Below are 23,311 nucleotides of genomic sequence, written 5' to 3' on the forward strand. Positions count from 1 at the left end.
CATAGTTCTATGAAAAACCCGATTTTACCATTGCTGTGTATGTTCTGCCTGTTTCTGCTTGGCTGCGACGAGGGAACTGCAACAAATGCTGAGGCTGAAACCATTGCTGGTGACGCCGGCTACCAGGTGGGCGACACCGCCACTGATTTTAAACTCAAGAACGTGGACGGCAAGATGGTTTCCATGGCCGACTACAAGGATGCAAAAGGCTTTATCGTTACGTTTACCTGCAATACCTGCCCTTTCTCTAAAGCCTATGAGGACCGCATCATTGCCCTGCATAAAAAGTATGCACCCAAAGGCTACCCGGTTGTTGCCATCAACCCGAATGATGTGAAAGAATCGCGGAAAGACTCCTACGAGCACATGCAGGAGCGGGCTAAGGAGAAGAACTTCCCATTCCCTTACCTGCACGACGAGACCCAGGAAATAGCAAAAGCCTACGGCGCTACCCGCACGCCGCACCTCTACATTGTACAGAAGCAGCAGGACGGCCAGTTTAAAGTAGCCTACATTGGCGCTATAGACGACAACAGCCGCGATGCGCAGGAAGTACAGAAAAAGTACGCTGAAACCGCCTTGGGTGAACTTCTAGCAAATAAGCCTGTAAGCCAGGCTAGCACCAAAGCAATTGGATGCACAATAAAATGGCGTGAATCATAGTCCAACAATATAATCCTCTATTCAAAGCACCTGTTAAGTTTTAGCAGGTGCTTTTTGTTTGCTGCCGTTGTAAAGTTATTTTACGTCAACAAATCCTTCATACTTGGTTAAGGAAGATAAGAAGAAGCTATTATCGTCAAATTACAGCCCTATAAAGAGATACACTAATTCTCCCCTGACTGCAGACACTCCAATAAAACCGCCAGATCAGCATAAATAAAGCCGGATGTTTCCATCCATTGGTTTTACTACAGAAAAAAAGCCACTTCCCATCAAATGGAGCGGCTTTTTTTGTTTTGACAAATTTCCCTATTGGATAGGAAGGATAACTTAAGCAGATAAAGTTGATCACAGAATAAATGATTTTAAAAGTAAACCTGATAAAGGCCTGCCCACCTAGCTCTTTGGCGGTCACCGATGTACTTTAGGCATTATCAGTGTGTAGCGCTGGCGAACCATCACGCCTGCGCTACTAGTTAGCCTATAACTTCACACCCTTCAAATTATCCTTTATCTCCCAATCAATCAGCAGGTAGCGTGGATCAATGCCGGCAAGGGCTGGTTTACCTGGTACTGTCACCGTAATCGTTTGCTTAGCGGAATTTATATGGTGTTTCTGCTGGTAGAGCAACTTGCCCGACTCTTTACCTTTTTCCGCAGAAGAGTAAATCCCGATCTCAACCCAGTCATTTACTGGTAACTTCGTCTCAACTCCTATACTGTCAACTACAAACTTCCGTGCCTGCACATTTAGGGTCACCTGCCATTTACCTGACTCGATCTGTTTTGCCATAGCCTGCTCGGTGCTTAGCTCCCAGAAGGTGTTCTTCTCAAACAGATCATGCAGCAGGGGTTGGAGCGAGTCAGGAGTGACTTCCTGTAGTTCGTGGTAAAGATCAAGCGAAGTAGGTAGTGGAAACTTTCCGGAGCTATGTTTCGCCAGCAAATGCCGGAGTGCACTGTTCACTTTGTCCCTGCCCATATATTGGCTCATGGCATATAGTGCAAAAGGACCTTTACGGTAGTTTTGGTACCAGTCATTCGCCTGCAGCAACGGTACAGCAGCATGTGTTTTGGGATTCTCATATTCTTCACGCAAGAAGCTTAGTAGCCGTTGCAGGTGCTCAGGTCCATAATTATCTTCCAGCACACCCATCGCAGAATACCATGCCAGGCTTTCGGAGAGCAAGCCTGCCCCTTCTGCATGTGCCGGATCAACTTGATTGCCCCACCACTGATGTGCCACTTCGTGTGCCACTACCGCAGACACCAGGTCAAATTTACGTTCATCTTTGTCCGGATTCATGAGAAAGAACCCTTCCCCGGCTGTAATATTGATTGGGGATGCATGGTTACCGAACGCATATCCCGGATAAGATACAAACCGGATAGTACGATGTGGGTATGCACCGAATTGTTTACTATAGTATTCCAGAGAAGCCTGAACACTCTTCAACATGCGCTCCAGGTTGAGTTTTTGCCCCGGGTCATAGTAGATCTGTATACTTACGTCCTGCCCTGTAACAGCAGAAGGATTCTTCCAGGTACCTTCATACACTGCATAGTTGGCCGAGAAGAAGTGGTATTCATTCCGGATAGGAGCCTCTGTCGCATAATGGAAGTAACGTCGGTTACCTTTTGTCCATGTCCGCTTCAAAGTTCCCGGTGCCACAACCACCTGATCCTCGTCTGTGCCCACTACTGCTTCAAAAGAAATCCGCTCTGCAAAAGGAGATTCTAGCCGTGCCTTCTTATTATAAAGAGATGGCGTTGCGGGACGCGGAGCAAGTCCATACTTTTTCCGGGAGCCAGCATCATCCAGCTCCCGGTAAGACTGGTAGCCAATGGCAGGTAGCCATTCATAGTTTCGGAAGTTGGTACTGTTAGGTGTTACCGAGACATCAGCACCGTTGTTAGAAAACCCACGCTCACCCACTAGTACTTCAAAGTTAAGCTTTAATGAGTCACCGGGCTGGAGTGGCTTCTGTAAAGTATAAATCTGGTATCCAAGCTCTTTATCTTCAAGTACCCTGGCAGCAGGCTGTTTAAACGTAATGGCTCTTGTTTCAACTCCCGGCACAGTGCTTAAATGTATAGAGTCAATAGACACCTTATGCTGGTTCACAAGCAGGTAAGTACCTTTAACTGTTGCCTGACGTTTTTCTGGATAAATCTCTACCTGCAATGTAGACCTTGTCTGCCGGGGCTGCGGTATAAGATGGTATTTTCCATATTGTTGCTCATACTGCGCTTGCCGCTCCGCTATTTCTGTTGACGACAGGTAGTTGTTCAGGACGTTTGTGTTGTAGAAAGTGAAACCACCAAACACAAGAATCCCCGCTACTGCTACCGTAGCAACAACAATTGTGGAACGGGTGAAACGACGAATAGCTAAGTTGAGCCGTGACTTAAGCTTTTCTTCCCTGCCCCGCACCCAGAACAGTTTTGCCACAACAGCCAGCAAGAGCGCCCACGACATCCAGTATAGCTTAAACCATAGCCATGGCTCCAGTGATAAGTTAAAGCCAGCCATGTTAGTAAATATCCAGGCAGGGCTGGAGCTATAGATGAGTAGCTTATGCCCAATACCAAGACTAGGTGCAAACGCGATAAGACTATAGGCGAGCAGAGCAAAAAAATGACCCAGGTATTTCTGATTAACCAGTACATGCACCACAAGCGCAAGCAAGGCAAAGAGCAGACATTCCACTAACTGAAGCCCGAAAAGCGCCTTTACGTAAAGCCCAATCTCAACAGGAGCGCCGCCTATACTTATCTGAGCAACGATACCTGCTATCACAAGGAACGTTAACCAAACTATAAGCATGAAACTTAAGGCTAAAAATCTGCTCAGAAATAGCACCCATTCCGGCACCGGGGCTGCATTGGCTATCTCATTTATACCTGCTTCTCTTTCCTTCCACACCAGTTCTCCTGCATAAAAGACAGTAAGTAGTGTAATCAAAATCCAGAAAGACTTAATTTCTACTAAAGGTGCCGTTAGAAAATTAACCATGTGATCCGTTCGGGGCAGCAAGGGTACATCTTTGGCTTCCATATTTCCGGGTATGGCAAAACCTACTACCACGGCAAGGGCAACCAGTAACACTAACCCAATACGACTTTTGGCGAGCTGCAAAAAGGACTTCCAGGTGATGACGCGTAGTTGCTGTAAATGAGTTCTAAAACCAAACACACCCTTTATCTGCGTTAAGGAGTTCTCTGGTCTCCATTTCAGCCACTCCTGCGCTGGCAGCTTTGTTGTGGTTTGGTTCAACTGCTTCTTACCAACTCCCGTGGCAGGCTGAACAAAACTGAAACGACGGTGGGTTAAAGCCAATAAGCCAACTGCTATACTAATCCAAAGTAACCGGTTAATGAGCAGCGGTCCCTCCAGTGTAAGCAGGCGTGTATTCATTTCCAGCGGGCTCCATTCACCTGACAGATGATTTAAAACGGAGCTGAATTGGATGGGGTCTATTAATTTATTCCACTCTGCAGCGTTTTGTGTAACCAATTCCAAAACAAACGCACACACAAATAGAAATACACCACCCAGGTAACTTGCCATGGCCCGGCGGGTGAGCGCCGCCAATGAGAACTGAATGGCCGTCACGATAAAAATGTTAGGCAACAGAAGGTAGAAAAAGCTAGTCAGATAAGCTGATAACCGGAACGGCCCCATAACTTCAGGCTCTACACCAGTAAAGTATAGAGAGAACAGGATGCTCAGTGGAATGGAGAGCAGAACAATTAAATTGAGAAGACAAGCGGCAAGGAACCGCCCTCCCAGATAGGTGGCTTTACTGGTTGGCGCGGTGTAGGTAAGCGAATACATACGTGTCTGCACATCCCGGGCTGCTGCATCGCCTGCCACGGATCCGCCTAACGGAAGCCAGAACAAAATGCCCAGAGCGGTGACAGCTGCTATTACTATAGGTGCATTCAATAAGAAATAGCCTTCACGGGCATCACTTAAGTAATTGGCGATTACCCATAAAAAAGAAAGCACTGCCATTACCACAAAGTATAACCAGGTAGATATACTGCGTATCTGGTAGGCAAACTCCAGTTGAAAAATCTTTTGGAACTTCATATGCTTACCTCCTCCACTTGCTGGCAGCTTTTATTAAAACCTGCCATGGTGCTAAAGTATACATCTTCCAGGTCAGGCTCCACCAACTCAAAACCGTTTCCAGGATTTCCCTCACTATAAACATGCACAATAGTGCGCCCGCTAAACAATTTGGCAGAAATAACCTGCTGCTCCTGGGCCAGTGCAGGCAACTCATTTTTAGAGACCAATTTGCGCCAGATATGGCCTTTGAGTACATCTACAGCTTGTATCGGCTCAGCCTCGAGTAGAATTTGCCCTTTGTTGATGATCGCCATATTAGTGCATAGCTCCGACACGTCTTCCACAATGTGGGTAGAAAGTATAACCACGCTGTTCTCTCCCAATTCGCTGAGCAGGTTCAGGAAACGCACGCGCTCAGCCGGGTCCAGGCCTGCCGTTGGCTCGTCAACTATAAGTAGTTTGGGATTGCCCAGCAACGCCACAGCCACGCCAAAGCGCTGCTTCATACCACCTGAGTAGCCACCCAGTTTTTGCCGGCGATTGTCCCATAGGTTTGTCTGCTTGAGTAAGCGCTCTACCACTTCTTTTCGGGCAGCGCGGCTGGTAATGCCTTTCAAAACTGCGAAGTAATCCAGCAGATCCTCTGCATTCACTTTTGGGTAAACACCGAACTCCTGTGGCAGGTAACCTAACGTTTGGCGTACTTCCTCCTTCTGACGTAGCACATCTATTTCGCCCAGACGTATACTCCCTTCATCCGGGTCCTGCAGCGTGGCCAGCGTGCGCATTAGAGTAGATTTGCCTGCACCGTTAGGCCCCAGCAGACCATACATGCCCGGCGGAATGTGCAGCGAAACATTGTTGAGTGCCTGTACCCCGTTGCCGTAAGTTTTGGATACATTCCGGATGGTCAGGCTGATCTGGTTATTTTCCATAGTTCTTATTCTTTTGTATTCTTATTCAGGAAAAGAGAAGAGCAGCTTTATAGCACTTTCCCGCTCATTTGCAGAATAAAGGAAAAAGGGCACCACTGGAAATCAAAAAGCGATATGCTACTGCTGTAAAGTAATCTACCAACGGCTGCTTTGCTTCCGCCAAAGTACTTGCAGGCCAAACAGGCGTGTTCGTAGATTGGTATCAGGCACCTGCCGAGTAAGTAAAGAGAAAATGGCCGGAAAAAATATCTTTGTTTTATGGAGAGAGTGAAAAAGATTTTTGTGCTGGTCCATCTCGTACTTTGGACGCTGTTTACCATGCTGGCTAGCTTGCAGCTAAGCAGCGAAGGCGACCGCTGGCCTACCTTAACTACTGGTTTCATCCTGACATGCTTGCTTGTTTTTTACGGCAATTTCTATCTGCTTACAAGCTATTCGGGTAAGAAGAACAGAAAAGCATACTACCGTAAGCTCATAGCCATCATGCTAATAGGTCCTCTGCCCTTTGTGTATTTACATCCAAGAGCATTCGAGGAATGGGAAAATCCCTATGGGTATTATTTGATGACCTTGGTTACTATCGTACCTGTCTTTACATTTCTAGGATGGTTGGCCAGGATTACAGAGAACCTGGTACTTAATACCATCAAAAAAGAGCAACTGGAAAAACAGGCCGTAGAAGCTGAGTTACACTACCTGAAGGCACAGATCAACCCGCATTTTCTGTTCAATACACTTAATAACATCCATACCTTGGTTTATAAGCAGGCTCCGGCAGCACCTGAAGCTGTACTTCATCTGTCTTCCCTGATGCGCTACATGATCTATGAGTCAAACTCCGCCACCGTACCCCTATCAAGAGAAATGAACTACCTTCAGGATTACATGAGTCTGCAGCAACTACGGTATAAAAACAGCCCGGTGGTAGATATGGAAGTAGAAGGAGACATAACTTCCGGCCACATTGCCCCGCTGCTATTCATCCACCTTCTGGAGAACGCCTACAAACACAGTCCTGCCCGTTTAGAACCTAGTGCAATAAAAGTGCGTGTGACTTTAAAAGAAAATACCCTTACCTTGAGTATAGAAAACCCAATCAATAAAATTTCGCGAAATACGTTGGAAGAACCCGGCGGTATTGGGTTACCAAATGTTAAGAAGCGACTAGCGTTACTGTACCCAGATCAGCATAGCCTGGAAATCAGCAGTACAGACGAACTGTATAACGTAACTTTAGTGATTCACAATCTTCAGACACAGGTTCATGAAAGAGAAGCTCAGCTGCTATATAATTGACGATGAGCACCTGGCTCAGGAAATACTGGAAGAATATGTAGCGAAGGTTCCGTTCCTAGAACTGAAAGGCACCTTCATGAGCCCTTTGGAAGCAGCCGCCCAAATGGACCAGGATAAACCCGATTTGCTTTTTCTAGACATTAACATGCCGGACCTGGACGGGCTCAGCTTTATACCCATGCTGAACCCAAAGCCCATGATTATCCTGACCACAGCTTATGATCAGTATGCATTAAAAGCCTTTGAGCTGGAAGTGAAGGATTACCTGGTAAAGCCTTTTTCCTTTGAACGTTTTTATAAAGGTGTGCTTCGTCTATACAAGGAGCAGAGCAGCAGACAGCAACCGGAAAAGAAGGAAAGCATAGCCGAGCCGAAGCTTGAGCAGGAATACATTTTCTTGAAAGTTGGCCATCGTATCCAAAAGATTTCCACTCGCGACATACTGTTTGTGGAAGGCATGAAGGACTACCTGAGAATTCACACGACTAAAGATAAGATCATGACCTTGCTCAGCTTCTCAAAACTGGAAGAACTGCTGCCAGCTCAGGAATTTTCTCGCGTACATAGGTCCTTTATGGTTGCAATCGATAAGATAGATCACATAGAAAAGAATAGAATCTGGATAGCAGATCAGGTTATTCCAATTAGTGATACCTATAGTGATAACTTTTACAAAAAGCTGAGGGGTATAAACTAAATAGCCCGATATGTCTTCGAAAGAGAATAAATAGTGTTTAACGCCAACCAAAGCAGGGTAAATGGCACAACAACTTGGTCTAATAAAAAACCTCCAGTTGATGCTGGAGGTTTTTTCATCTAATGTCGGAAAGTAATTTTGATGATTCCGAAAGAATATATTGAACAAGTCAAACTTCTGTATCCGTACCCGAAGGTACTTGTATAAAACCAAAGTTAAATCTGCTCAACGAAATCTAAGAAGACCTTTTTATGGCGTTCAAGGCCCATATTAGGGGACAGTGATACCCGGGCAATGTAATCTTTATCGTCTTCTTTAGTCGTTCCTTGCGTGGAAGTTGCAGGTATCGTCCAGTAACATCCCTTTAACTGCCCATAGCTCACACAGTATTTACTTTCATCAGGGATTTCATTGATCATTAAATTGATCAACTTGTTATTCAATGCTCTCTTGTAAGATTCCCTTTCTTCATCCGTATTACCTTTGGTAGGAAGGTCCAGTGAAAACACAGATGGAGTAAATCCTTGCTGAGCCAATTCTTCTGAAACAAAGTTTATTTTTGCCTCCGGTAAAGCTTCTTTGATAAAGTTTACAAACTCACGCGTATTCTTATAGGCATCTGCAATCCTTTGATTCATGGAAGGCAATTGCTCTGCGAGTATTTCGACTTGAAGATCAGTCGCCTCGTTATCACAAAGTATGAGGTGCTGTTCTATTTTATCCAGCAAAGCTTCAGCTTTTGTGTTTGCTACACAATAGCCGGCAGTAGCTTTTCCGCCACTCGGGAATTTCGATCCGCTAACATAAGAAATAGCCCTGACTGTTGAGAGTATTCCGTCTCTGCTTACAAATTGTACATTAGGACAGAAGGTTTGGTCTAAGATAAAAACCGGATCAACAGCAACTTCACCGGTCGCAGTCTTACGCTTTTTGCTCAGCACATCCCTCAGCTTTGTAAGGTCAGGAACTTCTACTCTGGGGTTGGTTGGAATTTCAGCGATGATGTAAGGTACAGCATCCTGACTGGCAATTTTCTCCAAAACAGTATCTATACTTTGGACCATATCATGATCCCTGTCAACAGGCAAATCCACCACTTCAACATTATCCAGACAAGCGGCTACCCTTCTTGCCTGGTCGTTTGTTCCTCCATAGCAGTTTGGAGGAACAACAAATTCTATGTCTTTACCTGTATGATTTTCCAGCGCATCGTGAACGAGTCCCATCATGATAGCATATTGAACAGACAGGCCGGAAGAGCCAACCAGAGCTTTTGTATTTGTGCCGGTGATTTCTTTTATCAAATTCTGGACACGAGCTTTGTTTGCTGCTGTATCACTTTTCTGATTAGCATTGGCAGATTGGCCGGTCAACATTTTTAAGGCAGTAAAACAATTGGCTGGGGTCATAGCAATTGTTTCTCTTCTTCTTACATGCTGAATCTCTGAAATGTAATTTGCATTCTGCTCCCCATTTACCAATAAAATGCTTCCGAGGCGAGAATATATACTTAGATAGAAATCAATATTTGGGATGAGGTTAACTTTGCCAATTTCATCTTCCTGTGAAACGAAAACGGTGCTGCCATCAAAATCAGAAATCTCTTCTAAACTCTCGACTTGCTTTAACTCAAAATGATAACCATAAACGCGCCTTATTACTTCAGCATCAAAAATTTCAGGTAACTCGCCGGTGTAAAGTATCTGCGTGTTCTTTTGATCCAATAAGTTTTTCCTCAGTACTGCTAGAATTGGAACTGTTCTGGACGAAAAACTTATAACATGTTCTGGTTTAAGATTATTTAATTTAGCAATTGCCCATTCCAGCACTGAAGATAACGGATGACCTAACCGGATGTAATCAAAAGCAGTGGGTAGCTCGCTGAGCGCTGATGTTTCTGCATTTTGCTCTTCGAATAGACTTTCAAACTGTTCTAAAAATTGTATTTTGGCTAATTGTTCGTTATAAATATCCAATCGATGGGTTGTTAGCCTCAACCAATCAGTTGGCATGTTTTCTAATACATCTTCAATATAATCTAGCACTTTACTGCCTTCCATAACTTTTACTTTTTAATAGGCTGTTAAGTTAAATTGCCTAGTCCTATTTTAAAAGTATTATAAAGCATTTGTTTCATTATGCTCAATATTAGAAGCCAATAGTTCCAACTCAGAATTTTAACCAGAAGATTAGCTACCATTACTGCGGCCAATGTGCTACAACTTATAGCAGATAACTCAGACTATGCTACGGTTGATGTAGCACAAGAAGAAATACTGGAGCTGTGGAAAGCAAACAGTGTTTACAGCACCTATTCAAAACCTCCTGTTATCGTGGAAGAACGTTTGACAAAATTAGAGCAAACGGTACAGCAGTTAAATTTGAAGATTAAAAAGCTGGAAAAGTAGTATTGACTTACACAATAACAATCAGATAATTCTTCAGCGATCGATAAAGTCTGACCAAGTATAAGCTTAACATGTAACTAGCAAAAGCCTGTGCTGTTAAAGATTGTTCATCTTTCGAATAACACTTAATTGCAGCAACTGCATCAAAGTATAAAGGCACCCTATTTTAGGGTGCCTTTATACTTTGATGCAGTTGGTTTTGCAGGGTCTGCTAAACCATACTTTATGAAACCAGATTTACTTTATATCAAAACGGTCCAGGTTCATTACCTTATTCCAGGTTTTGACGAAGTCCTTGATAAACCGCTCTTTTGAGTCGGAGCAGGCATAAACTTCCGCAATGGCGCGAAGCTCTGAGTTGGAGCCAATTATTAGATCAACACGGCTGCCAGTCCACTTCACTTCACCTGTTCTACGATCACGGCCTTCGAATTCAGTATCTGCTTCAGAAGTTGCCTTCCAGGTGGTTCCCATATCAAGCAGGTTCACAAAGAAGTCATTAGTAAGTGCCTCCGGCTTGTCTGTAAACACACCGCGCTTAGACCTATCATAGTTCGTGTTAAGTACACGCATGCCACCCAGAAGCACTGTAAGTTCAGGTGCCGTAAGGCCCATCAACTGAGCCCGATCAATCAGCATTTCCTCTGCCGAGGCAGAGATATTATCTCGATTCCTGTAGTAGTTGCGGAAGCCATCAGCATTCGGCTCAAGAACAGCAAATGCGTCCCAATCAGTTTGCTCCTGAGAAGCATCCGTACGGCCAGGCATAAATGGAACTGTCACTTCAAAGCCAGCATTTTTGGCTGCCTTCTCTATACCTGCACAACCTCCCAATATAATCAGGTCGGCCACGGATACTTGCTTGCCTCCAGTCTGTGTACTATTGAACTCCTCCTGAATGTTCTCATATTTCTGGATTACCTTTTGCAGTTCTGCCGGGTTATTAACTTCCCAATTTCGCTGCGGCTCCAGACGAATGCGTCCGCCGTTGGCGCCTCCACGCTTGTCAGAATCACGATAAGTAGAAGCGGAAGCCCAGGCAGTAGAAACCAGCTGTGAAACCGAAAGTCCAGAATCTATGATCTTGTTTTTCAGATCACGGATGTCCTGGTCGTTAATCAGTTCATGCGTAACGGCCGGAATAGGGTCTTGCCAAATCAATTCCTCCTCAGGCACTTCAGGGCCAAGATAACGGGAAATAGGTCCCATATCACGGTGCGTCAGCTTGTACCAAGCCAAGGCAAATGCTTCGGCAAACTCATCCGGGTTCTCCAGAAAATGTTTAGAAATCTTACCGTATGATGGATCATCTCTTAAGGCGATATCGGTAGTTAGCATGAAAGGTGCATGCTTTTTAGCAGGATCGTGTGCGTCTGGAACTGTACCTGCGCCTGCATCCCCTTTAGGTTTCCACTGGTGGGCGCCTGCCGGGCTTTTTGTAAGTTCCCATTCAAATCCGAACAGGTTTTCGAAATAGTTATTACTCCACTTGGTTGGGGTGGTAGTCCAGGCACCTTCCAAACCACTCGTAATTGTATGCTCAGAATGTCCTTTGCCCAAAGTGTTTCTCCAGCCTAACCCCATTTCAGCAATGCCTGCACCTGCGGGTTCTACACCTACATATTCACGTGGATCAGCGGCGCCGTGTGTTTTGCCGAAAGTATGGCCGCCAGCAATCAGAGCAACTGTTTCGTAATCGTTCATTGCCATACGGCCGAAGGTCTCGCGAATATCTTGGGCTGCTGCAAGTGGATCGGGATTACCATTAGGTCCTTCCGGGTTAACATAGATAAGACCCATATGAGATGCAGCAAGTGGGTTTTCCAGTACCCCTCCGGCATGGCGTTCTTTATTACCCAGCCATTCACCTTCCGATCCCCAGTAAATATCTTCCTCCGGCTCCCATACGTCCACTCTTCCTCCGCCAAAGCCAAAGGTTTTAAAGCCCATTGATTCCAAAGCGCAGTTACCAGCTAAAATCATCAGGTCAGCCCAGGATATCTTGTTACCATACTTCTGCTTTATAGGCCAAAGCAGCAAACGTGCCTTATCAAGGTTAGCATTATCAGGCCAGCTGTTGAGCGGGGCAAAACGCTGAGAACCAGAGTTTGCTCCACCACGACCGTCGGCAATACGGTAGGTACCTGCACTATGCCAGGCCATGCGAATGAAAAGCGGCCCATAGTGGCCATAGTCTGCCGGCCACCAATCCTGAGAATCAGTCATCAGATCATACAAGTCTTGCTTTACAGCCTGTAGATCAAGTTTTTTAAACTCTGCAGCATAGTCGAAGTCCTCCCCCATTGGGTTAGACTTATTTGAATGCTGATGCAGTATCCGAAGATTTAACATATCTGGCCACCAATCGCGGTTAGATCTTCCGCTACCTGCCGTAAAATGAACAGCGCCTCCCATAAAAGGGCATCGCCTGGACTCGTTGGTATCCCACACTGGGGTATTAGGGGCTACATGTCTGTCTTTTTTATGTTCCATGGTGTAGGTAAAAAAGTTTAGAAATGGATATGATTTAGATATAAATGCTATTATCACATAAATATACTAGCTAAAGAACCTGCCGACTAATATTATCAATTCGAATATTCTATCACATTATAAATCAAATCTATAACCCCTAATTTTTTATAAAGGGAGCAGGTTTATAAGCGTACATTGATTTATTTAAATTTTAAACAGGAGTAGTACTACCTACGTGAACTATGATTTTTGTATACCATCTACCTAAAAGATATTTTCAAGAGAGGGGGTATGAAATAAAATGTTGGGTAGACTGTATTAGTCAGGTTATTTAAGGATGGTATAATGCACAGCAGTTGGTCTTACAGTGATTACTCGTTTAACACTGAACAATAGCTATTAAAAAAAGGAGGCCGCTCCATGTAAAATGAAACAGCCTCCTTTTTACTAACTTAATGTTCTATAGCAGGAAGTATAAGCTTTAGGCTGGATTTGTTAGTTGTGTGAAATGAAGAAATGAATTTTGCCCCTTCTGCATATCAGTAACTGCACAAACAGCAATAAAAAACCATCAATGCTCTGACACCTTACCTTTCACCAAGGTAATAGTAGTAAAACCTATCTTCATACTCTCCCCTACTTAATAATTTGTCATTATTGTCGTCCCAGCGCTCAAAGATACCGCCAGCCATCTCATGGGTATCAATCCAGGAATTCTTGTCGATGTCCCACTCAGTATAGAAATTTAGCTTTTTTATGCCTTGGTTGAATTCATCAACATTCAGGGTACCATCACCATTTTCATCCCATTTAGCCCAAACTTGGTCTTTAAGATTAAAATCTGTAGCGAATTTTATCCATTGAGCTTCGGTAAGGTGTAGATCTCCATCCACCATATAAAGCAGAACAAAACTAAACGCAGCATCCGGATCTTTAGGAACTTGATAACCATACCAGCCTAAAGCGTGATCAATATTGACATAACTCGAGCCTTTGATAAACTCGGCTTTGTTTAAGTCGGGTGCATGTATGGTAAAAGTTACCGAACTTTTAGCTGTATTCTGCTTCTTGTCTACTGCTTCCAAAATAGTAGTATAGTTAACTGCAGCGGTGTTTTGGGGCAAATTAATGAGCTGTCGGTATAGATATATTGTTGTATTGAATACTTTGTCGTTATCAAGACCCAAATCAGAGATATCCAATACAGAATCTGATTTATTTAACGTGTCGCCAGCAGAATTTAACATAAATAGCCGCACCTCATCTATCCCTACGTTATCAGTTATACTAACCCTAATTCCAACATTTTCGATGGTGAGAAAAGTAGCATTTGCTTCAGGAGAAGTAATATTAACTACGGGGCTAACAGTGTCAGGTGCAGCAGGAGTTGTTGGCACAGTTGGTAACGGGTTAATGGTTGGCTGAACTTCCTCATCGTCACAGGAAGTTATGGCTGAGGAGATCATAAGTAAGAGAAGTAAAATTCTGTTTTTCATAGCCGCATGATCTATTATATCAGGAATGACATACTTCATCCAGCCATGGATAATGGCTGTTGTTCTTGCATTAAAAAGAAAAGGAGGACTTAGGTGGGAGTCTTTTAATATGTAGTGAAGAGTCAGCTTATACTTGCAGGTCAGGTTTGGGGGAGGATCAAGAAGTTTGGGGGAGGATCAAGAAGCTTGAATAAGGCCAGAACAATATTTTACTTGATATTTCCGGAGCTCCTCCCTCTAATCCATCGCAATTTAATATCTTATACTTCATCTCCACAGAAGTATAAAACCTTCTGAATCTTACTATTACATACGAAAATGCCATAAACACAACTAACTGTATTGCAGCATATAACTCTCATTCTACGTGAATATTTAAGTAATAAGGTTGAGTCTTACTTTGTGCTAAGGAAAAGTATAAATTAAAATCAGAATAATGGCTTAACCTATACTTGATTAGCAGCTTAATAACATCTGTTTCATCTTTATTAAGATACCTCTGTGTACTTCTAACAGTTAACCGTACCGTTTCTTGTCACAGGTTAAAATTGCACTGCAAATGAAATTTTTAAATAAATCTCCCCTGCTCAAAATCCATACTTATAGTCTGCGCCGTACATACAGTATGTCTATAGGGAAGCTGTCTTACCTGTAGCAGAATTAATTCTTGTTTACCAATAAGTCATAATTATGAAAAAACTACAAGACAAGCCTACTGATAAAGAAGTAAGCATATCTAATAAATTGGAGGTGCCAATGCAACGCCGGATGTTTATGCGCTATGCCGGTGCGACTGCCGCAGTAACTACATTACTTTTCACAACTGCCTGCGACGATGATGACGACGAAACTGATCCTACGGCTGTTGACCTTGGATCTGGGGATACAGGTATCTTAAACTATGCTTATGCTCTAGAGCAGTTAGAAGCAGCCTTCTATACTGAGGTGGTTGCAAAATCCATGGGTATATTTACACAGGCTGAGCAGCAAATAATGCAGGATATTAAAGGACATGAAAGTATCCACCGCGACTTTTTAAAGGCTGCACTTGGTTCTGCTGCTATCCCTAACCTGGAGGTTAATTTCAGCTCAATCAATTTTAACGATAAAAACAGCATACTTACCACTGCACGCACTTTCGAAGATTTAGGAGTAGCAGCTTACAACGGTGCCGGAAAATTCCTGGAGAGCGCCGGCTTTCTTACACTAGCAGGTAAGATCGTATCTGTGGAGGCACGCCACGCAGCCGTTATCAGAGATCTGATCACTAACGGTACGTTCTCTGATTCGGCCGATGCAAACGGCTTGGACCCTGCCATGATGCCTGCCGATGTACTTGCGGCGGCGGCACCTTTCATCAAGACTAAAATATCTGCTAACAACTTACCTAAATAAGATTTGCTATGAACATATTCAAAATTATAGAAGATATAGAAAAAGTTGATCCGGAAGTATACAATAGGCTCGACTCGCGCAGAAGTGCATTTAAGAATTTGGGAAGTCTAACCAAGAAGACAGCACTCGCGGCTATACCGCTTGCTCTTGGATCTGTATTTCAGAAAGCCTATGGGCAAAGCACCAATACAATAGTAGAAGTGTTAAACTTTGCGCTTAAACTGGAGTACTTAGAGCGTAACTTTTATACGCAGGGCCTCGCTGCCAGTGGACTTATACCTGCCGGAGCTGCCAGAACTGCTATTCAGAAAATACAGCAACACGAGGCAGCGCACGTAACTCTTCTAAGAACCACTATACAAAATCTTAATGGAACGCCTATCAGTGAACCTACTTTTAACTTTGGCAAAAACTTCCCTGATTGGAACACTAATTACCAGACTTTTCTAACGCTGGCTCAGGCTTTTGAAGATACCGGGGTACGTGCGTATAAAGGACAGGCAGCAAACCTGATTAATAACGATGCAGTGCTTACAGCCGCTTTACAGATACATTCTGTTGAGGCTCGCCATGCAGCACACATACGCCGAATGCGCAACAACCCAGCCTGGATAATCGGTGATGGTGCTAACAGTAACGTACCTGCCCCCGCACAGCCTGTTTATGCCGGCGAGGGTAATGTGTCACAAGGTGGTATAAATGATATTAAGACGTTGGGCACCGGTTACTCTGCAGCAATTGCTACTGCAGCCTTTGATGAGCCGCTTACAAAAGAGCAGGTGGCACAAATCGTTTCGCTTTTCGAATAAATATGCATTTTGTTAATTTCAATCAGCAGAAATTTCCCACATATTATAAACTGAATAGGGCTGCCTTTGGCGGCTCTTTTCAGTTTTTTTACAACAACTACATTCCCTTTGAACATCCTTAAATTGCTAATTTTAAAACATTATAGTCCAGATACAGTTACATAATACAAATTAATAAACAGGCCGCACCGGGTATTCAGCAAAACCTGCCTACCATGCGTGAGCCTTTTAAAATCTTGATTATAATGGTGAATTAATTGGCTAATCAACATCCTATACCTAAAGTAAGCGAAGAGGAACTGGTGCAGCGTTTGCGTGCACGGGATACCTCTGCAATGTCTGTACTTTATGATATGTATAGCCCCACCCTTTTTGGTATTGTATTGCAAATTGTGAAGATCGAGGAAACGGCTGAAGATATACTTCAAGAAGCTTTTATCAAGATCTGGAACTCATTCGATAAGTATGACACCTCGAAAGGGAGGCTCTTTACCTGGATGATAAACATTTGCAGAAACCAGGCTATCGACACAATCCGGTCGAAGCAGCATCGCGTAGGTAATAAGACACAGGACATTACAGCGAATGAGCGAGCTTTCTTCTCAGCGGATGCGCTAAAGCCGGAGCATATTGGGGTAAGGGAGATGGTAGATAATTTAAGTCCTGAACAGAAAATGGTAATAGACCTGATGTATTTTAAAGGACTGACACAAAGTGAGATTGCCGAAGAATTCAACATCCCCCTGGGGACAGTTAAAACCAGAGCGCGTAGCGCTGTAAAAGTATTGTCAAGTTTTTTTAAAGGCCGTGCATAACGAAGAGTATATAGCTTCCGGAATTTTGGAACTCTATGCAGCCGGGGGACTAAGCCAGACTGAGATGGAGGAAGTGGAGCATCGCGCTGCAACCTCTCCTGAAGTACGGCGTGCCCTCAACGAGGCATGTGCGGCCATGGAGGCTTATGCATCGCTTTATGCCACATCTCCTAAGCCTGAGGTAAAAGACAATATCATGCAGCGCATAGAAGCAGGCGCAGCACCAGAAAATCAAACGCTACCTGGTACGGAAGCACCTATACATCCGCTTTATACGGAGCGTACTAAGGAGCCCTCTGCTTATAAATGGATGTTTGCTGCAAGTATAGTGCTGTTTATACTTTCCGGGTTAGTTAGTTTATACTTTTACAACAAGTGGCAGCAGGCAGAAGATAGACTTGCAACTGTTGTAGCTTCTGAACAGCTGCTTGCCCAAAATTTCCGGAATACTTCGCTTCAGTTGCAAAAGCAGGAAGAAACCCTTTCTATCCTACGCAATCCTGAATTCAGGCCTGTGGTGCTGCAGGGAGTTGAAGCTTATCCGAATGCCAGTTTAATGGTGTATTGGAACCCACGCGAACAAAAAGTTTACGTAGACAGGGTTGCTTTGCCATCACCGCCGGCAGGCAAACAATACCAACTGTGGGCCTTGGAAAATGGCAATCCCGTTAATGCCGGCATGATCGACTTCACCAACGGAGAGCCAAGCCTGCAGCAAATGAAAAATATCGGTGCCGCACAGGCATTTGCCGTTACGCTTGAACCGGAAGGCGGCAGCACGACTCCTACCCTGGAAGAGCTTACCGTGATGGGTAAAATTGAAGCGTAGCCATACTTTATACTTACCCACAACAGACCATCTTTTTATTGCAATACCTGATTAATTTTAATTAGAAGAATGACTTTTGCTAAAAGTATGTTCCGAAATTCTTTATGCTGTTATAATATTGCCTCCCTCCTATCCCAGCTTATAAGAATGCACTACAAAGTATGGCGGAGAAGTATAAAATAGTTAGATTTAGAAGTGCATCAGCAGGTGATAATGATTAAATACCTTGCTGATACCTTAACTAAATCACCTCCCTACTCACCATGAAAAACAATGCTTTAGTACTGCTAATTTTACTGTTAGCCTTTGTAGCCCGTGCACAGTCGCCTGATAAGCTGGTACAGGTAACGGATATGCTTAAAATCAAACAGGCAGGCGCTGTCACCATCAGCCCAGATGGAAACTGGATTGCCTTTACAGTGAACGTCATCGAACCGGATCCTGCCCAGAAAGGAGAGTACAAATACCAGACGCAGCTGCACCTGGCACCTACTAACGGCAAGGCAGACCCACGCCAGCTTACTTATGCCAAAGAAGGTGGTTCGCAGCCCTCCTGGAGCCCCGATGGCAAGCAACTCGCTTTTGTGCGAGTAGCAGACGGAAAACCACAAATCTTTCTGCTTTCGCTCAACGGCGGAGAACCTATGCAGCTAACTAAGTTTAAGTATGGCGCCAACACGCCGCGCTGGAGCCCTGATGGCAAACAGTTACTGTTCACCTCTGGCTTTGGTTTAAGAGAACTCTTAACTGACTCGCTGCTTAACCCCACTATGGAAATTCCGAAATGGTCTTATGAGAAGCCCGGGTTTTACCAGAACGAGCACCTGCGTGCAACTTTCGCAAAAGCAGACCCGAATGGTACAATGGCAGAGATACGTAGCTACCTCGATCAGAACGAAAAGGATAAGAAAGCGAAAGTGATCAACCAACTGGATTTTCAGGAAGAAGCGAACGTAAGCGCCAACATCAGTTTATCCCACATTTTTATTGTAGATGCCACTCCGGGTGCAAAGCCAAAAGACCTTACGCCTGGCTTCTCTACAAGCTATAACCCCAATTTCACACCCGATGGCAAGCGCATTGTTTTTGAAGGCGACAGCGACGAATCAGAGCACCCGGACCGTTCGCTAGAGTCGGAAGTATACATCGTGAATGCGGATGGCAGTAACCTGCAAAAACTACTGGGTAAGCCTGGCTTTTCCTATAACAGTGCTACTGTATCACCGTCGGGTAAATGGCTGGCTTTCCAGTACAACCAGACACAAAGAGTAGGCATACCTAAGCTGGCTGTTATGCCACTGGGAGGCAGCGAGGATGATATCGTTACCGTTGACTACGACCGCAATAAAAGCAGTCTCACCTGGGCCTCCAACGACAAGTATTTATACTTTACCTCACCCTCCAACGGCGGTACCATACTTAACCGCATGGAGTTAAAGTCGAAGCAGGTTGACCGTTTAACCGACTTTAACAGTGGTGTCAGCAGCTTTGATGTACGCAAAGACAAACTGGCTTTTGTCAAAGTTGAAGTAGCCAACCCTAATGAACTATACTTAGCAGATGCCCAGGCCAGAAAAGCGCAGCGCATCACCTCCCTTAACCACGATTGGGTGAAGAATAAAAAACTAAGCTATCCGGAGAAAAAGATTTTTAAAAACAGCAAAGGCCAGGAGGTAGAGTATTGGGTAATGAAACCGACCAACTACACCCCCGGCACAAAATACCCGCTGCTGCTGGAGATACATGGAGGCCCTACCGCCATGTGGGGACCCGGCGAAAGCAGTATGTGGCATGAGTACCAGTACTTTGCCAGCAGAGGCTACGGAGTGGTGTACAGTAACCCGAGAGGCTCTGGTGGTTATGGAGAGGAGTTCATGCGTGCCAACGTAGCAGATTGGGGTGCAGGACCTGCCAGTGATGTACTTACTGCGTTGGATGGCGCCATAGCAGAAGGCTGGGCCGACACATCAAAACTTACTATAACCGGCGGCTCATATGGCGGTTACCTGGTTTCATGGATTCTAGGCCACGACAACCGCTTTAAAGCAGCCTGTGCACAGCGTGGTGTTTACGATCTTGGCACTTTTTTTGGCGAAGGCAATGCCTGGAGGCTGGTACCGAACTACTTTGGCGGCTATCCGTGGGAGCAAAAGTCCAAGAGCATTATACAGAGTGAATCACCTTTAACGTACGTGCAGAACATTACTACCCCACTTATTATCTTCCATGGCGAAAACGATCTGAGAACGGGTGTGATACAGAGCGAGATGCTTTACAAGAGCCTGAAGATCTTAGATAGGCCAGTGGAATATGTACGGCACCCCGGGGCAACCCACGAAATAACCCGAAGCGGTAACAACCGCCAGCGTATCGACCAGATGCTGCGCACTTATGAGTTCTTTGAGCGCTGGTTAAACAAGCCTGCTCCATAAAATATAAAAGAGGCTCTTGCACGGAGCCTCTTTTGTTATACCCTGATACACTGCAGCTAAAGATTTAATTTATACTTCCTAGCTTATAGGATTGCTTTTATTCAGGTGTTAACTGGCAATATGAGCCTGTTTGAGCCGTTCATTTTTTGAAACAATTATTTATTGAAACTTACTCCCACACACTGAAGTTGATCGTTTATATTTATAGCCGGATTTTGTGTTGGTAATTTGAAGTATGGCCTTTTCCAGAGTACAATTATTATTTTTCAGGTGTCTAAGTGCACTCTTTATTAGTTTGTTTGCGGCTTCTTGCCAGGAGCCTAAAAATCAGGATCAGCTTAACGAGCCCCAGCAGCTAGTTGAGAAAGAAGATAAAGTAAAGATACCTGCCTCTTTTACCGCTGAAAAGGCACGCCAGCTCAGCGACAGATTAGACTCAGCATTTACATACCTGCACAAAAGAAAAGGCTTTAACGGCACCATGCTCGTAACAAAGTATGACCAGGTAATTTACAAAGGTGCCTTTGGCTATTCTGATTTTAAACAGAAAGATACCCTGAGCACCGAAACTGCCTTCCAGTTGGCATCTGTGTCTAAGCAGTTTACTGCCATGGCTGTCATGATGCTGCAAGAGCAGGGAAAGCTACAGTATGATGACAGCGTGCAGCAGTACATCCCCGACTTCCCATACAAAGGCATTACGATACGGCAGTTGCTAACCCACCGCTCCGGTTTGTCTAACTATACTTATTTCAGCGATGAGCTCTGGCCAGACCGTAATGTGCCTATCACCAACGAAGATGTCCTGAAGCTGATGGCGACACATCAACCACGGCCATACTATCCTCCCAATACCCACTTCGACTACAGCAACACTGGCTATGCTTTGCTGGCCTCTGTCGTGGAAAAAGCCTCGGGTGTGCCTTTCGCTGTTTTTATGCAGAAGAACATCTTTAAGCCGCTGAAAATGAAGAACACCTTTACGTTTAGCGAGGAGGTGATCACCATGACGGGCAAAGTAGCAACCGGCCACACCGGCGGAAGAAGAAAGAGATGGCCAGACTACCTGGACACTGTTTTGGGCGACAAGGGCATGTACTCTACCGTAGAAGATTTGTACAAATGGGACCAGGCCCTATACACGCAGAAACTGGTGAAAAAAGAAACGCTGGCAGAGGCGTTTGCAGGCTCCGGGCAGAAAAAGAAAGACGAAGATTATGGCTTCGGCTGGCGCATTACCCAGGTAGATAACGGAGATACCATCGTGTATCATGCCGGCCTGTGGCACGGCTATACTTCTTATCTGTTACGCAACCCTAAAGACCATAGTGCCATCATTGTACTAAGCAACGTGCCCAATGGCAGCCTCAGCTACCTGAAGGACATTCGCAAAATAATGTATCCTGCTACAGAAGACAGCACCTCAGGCAAGGAACTGGCGGGCAAGTAGAAATTTCCGTTCCAAACTATATGCTGTTTCACTAAGTGAGCCATAGGCCTTTTTTATAGCTAAACTTTTTTTGAAGCTGTAAGCTGCTGGAACACAAAACATTGCCAATAACTTGATTAAAACCGGCTTTCAAAGCTCAACCAGACTGTCCTCCAAACAGTAAAATAGGTTATACCTGCCTATTTATTAACCCTGTATGGATCTGGCATTCCTAGAATCAAGTGAGATATCATTTAGTAATATTCTGTTCCGGTTGCTCCTCAGCACCCTGTTAGGTGGCTTGCTGGGTCTTGAAAGGGAATCCAGGAAGCAGAATGCGGGCCTAAGAACACACATGGTAATCTGCGCCGGCTCATGCCTACTTATGCTAATCTCGATTTATATACCACAAACGTTCAGTAACTACAAGAATGTAGACCCAGGCCGTATCGCTGCACAGGTTGTTTCGGGTATTGGTTTTTTGGGAGCGGGTGCCATTTTCAGGCTTGGTGCCACTACGCACGGCCTTACAACAGCAGCCACCATCTGGGCTGTGGCGGCAGTAGGTCTGGCAGTGGGTGCAGGCATGTACGAGGCTGCTGTTATTGTTACGCTGCTCCTGCTTTTTGTACTTGCTATTTTAGATAAAGTCGGGAAAAGGTTCCTGACAAACGGCTCCCTAAAATCACTTGATATTAGCTTTCAGTCAGCTAAAATAGAGACAAGTAAAGTGTTGGGAATACTTGAGAGGCACGATATAGTTATGAAAAGTATTAACGTGTTTCAATCCACAAACAAGCACAACTCTAAAATACAGCTGTATGTTTTTGTACCCGAAAACCTGAACGTAAAGCAGTTTTATAAAGACCTGAACGAGCTAAAAAATGTAGGCAAAATCTCCTTGGGGCAGGATTTTAGTTAGCGTTGGTGTTAGCTAAATAGCCTGAAAGTGTTATCATTTATACTTACTTCATTTCCGGGTCATACTTTAGCAGCCATTCTTCCGCGAGTTGCTTGTTTTGGAAAGTGAGCGCAATTACACCGGTAATTTCAAACTTCAATGTCTCTTCTATACTTAGTTTACCCAGCTGATGCGGAGACTCTACCCAGGCAAAAAGCCGGCATCCTGCTTCATACATCCTCGGAAACCAGTCTACTGCTACCCACCAGGCAGCCTCTAACCAAATACTTGTAACATTGGTATTGTCGTTCAGCACTTTTGTGCAGTGGTACTGCTTTAGCAAATCCAACATTTTTTCACACCCATCCTGCACACTCTCCTTTGTCTGATCACCGGTCCAGTCGACATATATAATGTGGTTTAACGAGTTGAAGCCAATGGTAATATGTGGCTCAACTACTAAAGTCTTGTTTTGCATAGCGGCTTGTGGCGTATTGATTACTAAACAAGTTAAGCTTGAATTGCAGAAATGCAAAATTTATATCTTGCAATGTTATAATATTTTGAAGAAATAGCCAATACCTAACCCAAAGGTATAACATTGATTACCAGCCACTAATAAATATACAAAACAAAAAGGGGGACCCTATAGC

The 23,311-nt window shown here is 44.4% G+C and carries 17 protein-coding genes; 11 read left to right on the plus strand and 6 right to left on the minus strand.

Annotated features, from left to right (window positions below):
• Positions 1-9 precede the first annotated feature (9 nt).
• Positions 10-663: a thioredoxin family protein gene (locus tag H8S84_RS16420; protein ID WP_187068462.1), complete on the plus strand. Its 654-nt coding sequence runs from the start codon at positions 10-12 to the stop codon at positions 661-663.
• 481 nt (positions 664-1,144) lie between these two features.
• Here the strand turns inward: H8S84_RS16420 and H8S84_RS16425 are convergent, their stop codons facing one another.
• Together H8S84_RS16425 and H8S84_RS16430 are read right to left on the minus strand one after the other, a co-directional pair.
• On the minus strand, positions 1,145-4,759 hold the full coding sequence (locus H8S84_RS16425) for an ABC transporter permease/M1 family aminopeptidase (RefSeq protein WP_187068463.1): 3,615 nt from the start codon (positions 4,757-4,759) through the stop codon (positions 1,145-1,147).
• A complete protein-coding gene (locus tag H8S84_RS16430; protein WP_222621689.1) occupies positions 4,756-5,676 on the minus strand; it encodes an ABC transporter ATP-binding protein in 921 nt (306 codons plus the stop codon). Before H8S84_RS16430 ends, H8S84_RS16425 begins: the two co-directional genes overlap by 4 nt.
• A 258-nt stretch (positions 5,677-5,934) precedes the next feature.
• Between H8S84_RS16430 and H8S84_RS16435 the strand changes: the two genes are divergently transcribed.
• Together H8S84_RS16435 and H8S84_RS16440 are read left to right on the plus strand one after the other, a co-directional pair.
• Positions 5,935-6,972 carry a sensor histidine kinase gene (locus H8S84_RS16435; protein ID WP_187068464.1) on the plus strand — a complete coding sequence of 346 codons (1,038 nt, stop codon included), beginning with the start codon at positions 5,935-5,937 and terminating at the stop codon, positions 6,970-6,972.
• Positions 6,941-7,669, plus strand: coding sequence for a LytR/AlgR family response regulator transcription factor (locus H8S84_RS16440; RefSeq protein ID WP_187068465.1), 729 nt, complete (start codon positions 6,941-6,943; stop codon positions 7,667-7,669). The genes H8S84_RS16435 and H8S84_RS16440 overlap by 32 nt, the downstream gene beginning before the upstream one ends.
• Positions 7,670-7,884: 215 nt before the next feature.
• On the opposite strand, the gene H8S84_RS16445 is transcribed toward H8S84_RS16440, so the two are convergent.
• A complete protein-coding gene (locus tag H8S84_RS16445) occupies positions 7,885-9,729 on the minus strand; it encodes a PLP-dependent aminotransferase family protein (protein WP_187068466.1) in 1,845 nt (614 codons plus the stop codon).
• Between the two features lie 153 nt (positions 9,730-9,882).
• Here H8S84_RS16445 and H8S84_RS16450 point away from each other — a divergent pair, with 153 nt between their 5' ends.
• Positions 9,883-10,077, plus strand: coding sequence for a hypothetical protein (locus tag H8S84_RS16450; protein WP_187068467.1), 195 nt, complete (start codon positions 9,883-9,885; stop codon positions 10,075-10,077).
• 237 nt (positions 10,078-10,314) lie between these two features.
• Here H8S84_RS16450 and katG read toward each other — a convergent pair whose 3' ends face one another.
• On the minus strand, positions 10,315-12,570 hold the full coding sequence (gene katG / locus H8S84_RS16455) for a catalase/peroxidase HPI (RefSeq protein ID WP_187068468.1): 2,256 nt from the start codon (positions 12,568-12,570) through the stop codon (positions 10,315-10,317).
• Between the two features lie 569 nt (positions 12,571-13,139).
• On the minus strand, positions 13,140-14,048 hold the full coding sequence (locus H8S84_RS16460; RefSeq protein ID WP_187068469.1) for an Ig-like domain-containing protein: 909 nt from the start codon (positions 14,046-14,048) through the stop codon (positions 13,140-13,142).
• Between the two features lie 690 nt (positions 14,049-14,738).
• Between H8S84_RS16460 and H8S84_RS16465 the strand changes: the two genes are divergently transcribed.
• The 7 genes from H8S84_RS16465 (at position 14,739) to H8S84_RS16495 (ending at position 22,679) form a co-directional block, all read left to right on the plus strand.
• The gene (locus H8S84_RS16465; RefSeq protein WP_317175451.1) at positions 14,739-15,443 is read left to right on the plus strand and encodes a ferritin-like domain-containing protein; all 705 of its coding nucleotides are present in this window, start codon (positions 14,739-14,741) and stop codon (positions 15,441-15,443) included.
• An 8-nt stretch (positions 15,444-15,451) separates the two neighbouring features.
• Positions 15,452-16,252, plus strand: a complete 801-nt coding sequence (locus H8S84_RS16470) for a ferritin-like domain-containing protein (protein WP_187068470.1) — start codon at positions 15,452-15,454, stop codon at positions 16,250-16,252.
• A gap of 257 nt (positions 16,253-16,509) precedes the next feature.
• On the plus strand, positions 16,510-17,067 hold the full coding sequence (locus H8S84_RS16475; protein WP_230407224.1) for an RNA polymerase sigma factor: 558 nt from the start codon (positions 16,510-16,512) through the stop codon (positions 17,065-17,067).
• Positions 17,060-17,896, plus strand: coding sequence for an anti-sigma factor (locus H8S84_RS16480; protein WP_187068471.1), 837 nt, complete (start codon positions 17,060-17,062; stop codon positions 17,894-17,896). The genes H8S84_RS16475 and H8S84_RS16480 overlap by 8 nt, the downstream gene beginning before the upstream one ends.
• A 263-nt stretch (positions 17,897-18,159) precedes the next feature.
• The gene (locus H8S84_RS16485; RefSeq protein ID WP_187068472.1) at positions 18,160-20,328 is read left to right on the plus strand and encodes a S9 family peptidase; all 2,169 of its coding nucleotides are present in this window, start codon (positions 18,160-18,162) and stop codon (positions 20,326-20,328) included.
• A 295-nt stretch (positions 20,329-20,623) separates the two neighbouring features.
• The gene (locus H8S84_RS16490; protein WP_230407225.1) at positions 20,624-21,778 is read left to right on the plus strand and encodes a serine hydrolase domain-containing protein; all 1,155 of its coding nucleotides are present in this window, start codon (positions 20,624-20,626) and stop codon (positions 21,776-21,778) included.
• Between the two features lie 196 nt (positions 21,779-21,974).
• Positions 21,975-22,679 (plus strand): MgtC/SapB family protein, encoded by a 705-nt coding sequence (locus tag H8S84_RS16495; RefSeq protein WP_187068474.1) that lies wholly within the window; start codon positions 21,975-21,977, stop codon positions 22,677-22,679.
• 43 nt (positions 22,680-22,722) lie between these two features.
• Here H8S84_RS16495 and H8S84_RS16500 read toward each other — a convergent pair whose 3' ends face one another.
• Entirely contained in the window at positions 22,723-23,136 is a 414-nt protein-coding gene (locus tag H8S84_RS16500) for a hypothetical protein (protein WP_187068475.1), read from the minus strand.
• Between the last annotated feature and the right edge of the window lie 175 nt (positions 23,137-23,311).

The sequence above is a fragment of the Pontibacter cellulosilyticus genome (assembly GCF_014306105.1).
GTDB classification, from domain to species: Bacteria; Bacteroidota; Bacteroidia; order Cytophagales; family Hymenobacteraceae; genus Pontibacter; species Pontibacter cellulosilyticus.

Coding starts and splice junctions, on each gene's coding strand:
- H8S84_RS16435 (WP_187068464.1), top strand. CDS start 5,935: ATGGAGAGAGTGAAAAAGATTTTTGTGCTGGTCCATCTCGTACTTTGG.
- H8S84_RS16440 (WP_187068465.1), top strand. CDS start 6,941: ATGAAAGAGAAGCTCAGCTGCTATATAATTGACGATGAGCACCTGGCT.
- H8S84_RS16485 (WP_187068472.1), top strand. CDS start 18,160: ATGAAAAACAATGCTTTAGTACTGCTAATTTTACTGTTAGCCTTTGTA.
- H8S84_RS16430 (WP_222621689.1), bottom strand. CDS start 5,676: ATGGAAAATAACCAGATCAGCCTGACCATCCGGAATGTATCCAAAACT.
- H8S84_RS16465 (WP_317175451.1), top strand. CDS start 14,739: ATGAAAAAACTACAAGACAAGCCTACTGATAAAGAAGTAAGCATATCT.
- H8S84_RS16420 (WP_187068462.1), top strand. CDS start 10: ATGAAAAACCCGATTTTACCATTGCTGTGTATGTTCTGCCTGTTTCTG.
- H8S84_RS16425 (WP_187068463.1), bottom strand. CDS start 4,759: ATGAAGTTCCAAAAGATTTTTCAACTGGAGTTTGCCTACCAGATACGC.
- H8S84_RS16495 (WP_187068474.1), top strand. CDS start 21,975: ATGGATCTGGCATTCCTAGAATCAAGTGAGATATCATTTAGTAATATT.
- H8S84_RS16470 (WP_187068470.1), top strand. CDS start 15,452: ATGAACATATTCAAAATTATAGAAGATATAGAAAAAGTTGATCCGGAA.
- H8S84_RS16500 (WP_187068475.1), bottom strand. CDS start 23,136: ATGCAAAACAAGACTTTAGTAGTTGAGCCACATATTACCATTGGCTTC.
- H8S84_RS16460 (WP_187068469.1), bottom strand. CDS start 14,048: ATGAAAAACAGAATTTTACTTCTCTTACTTATGATCTCCTCAGCCATA.
- katG (WP_187068468.1), bottom strand. CDS start 12,570: ATGGAACATAAAAAAGACAGACATGTAGCCCCTAATACCCCAGTGTGG.
- H8S84_RS16445 (WP_187068466.1), bottom strand. CDS start 9,729: ATGGAAGGCAGTAAAGTGCTAGATTATATTGAAGATGTATTAGAAAAC.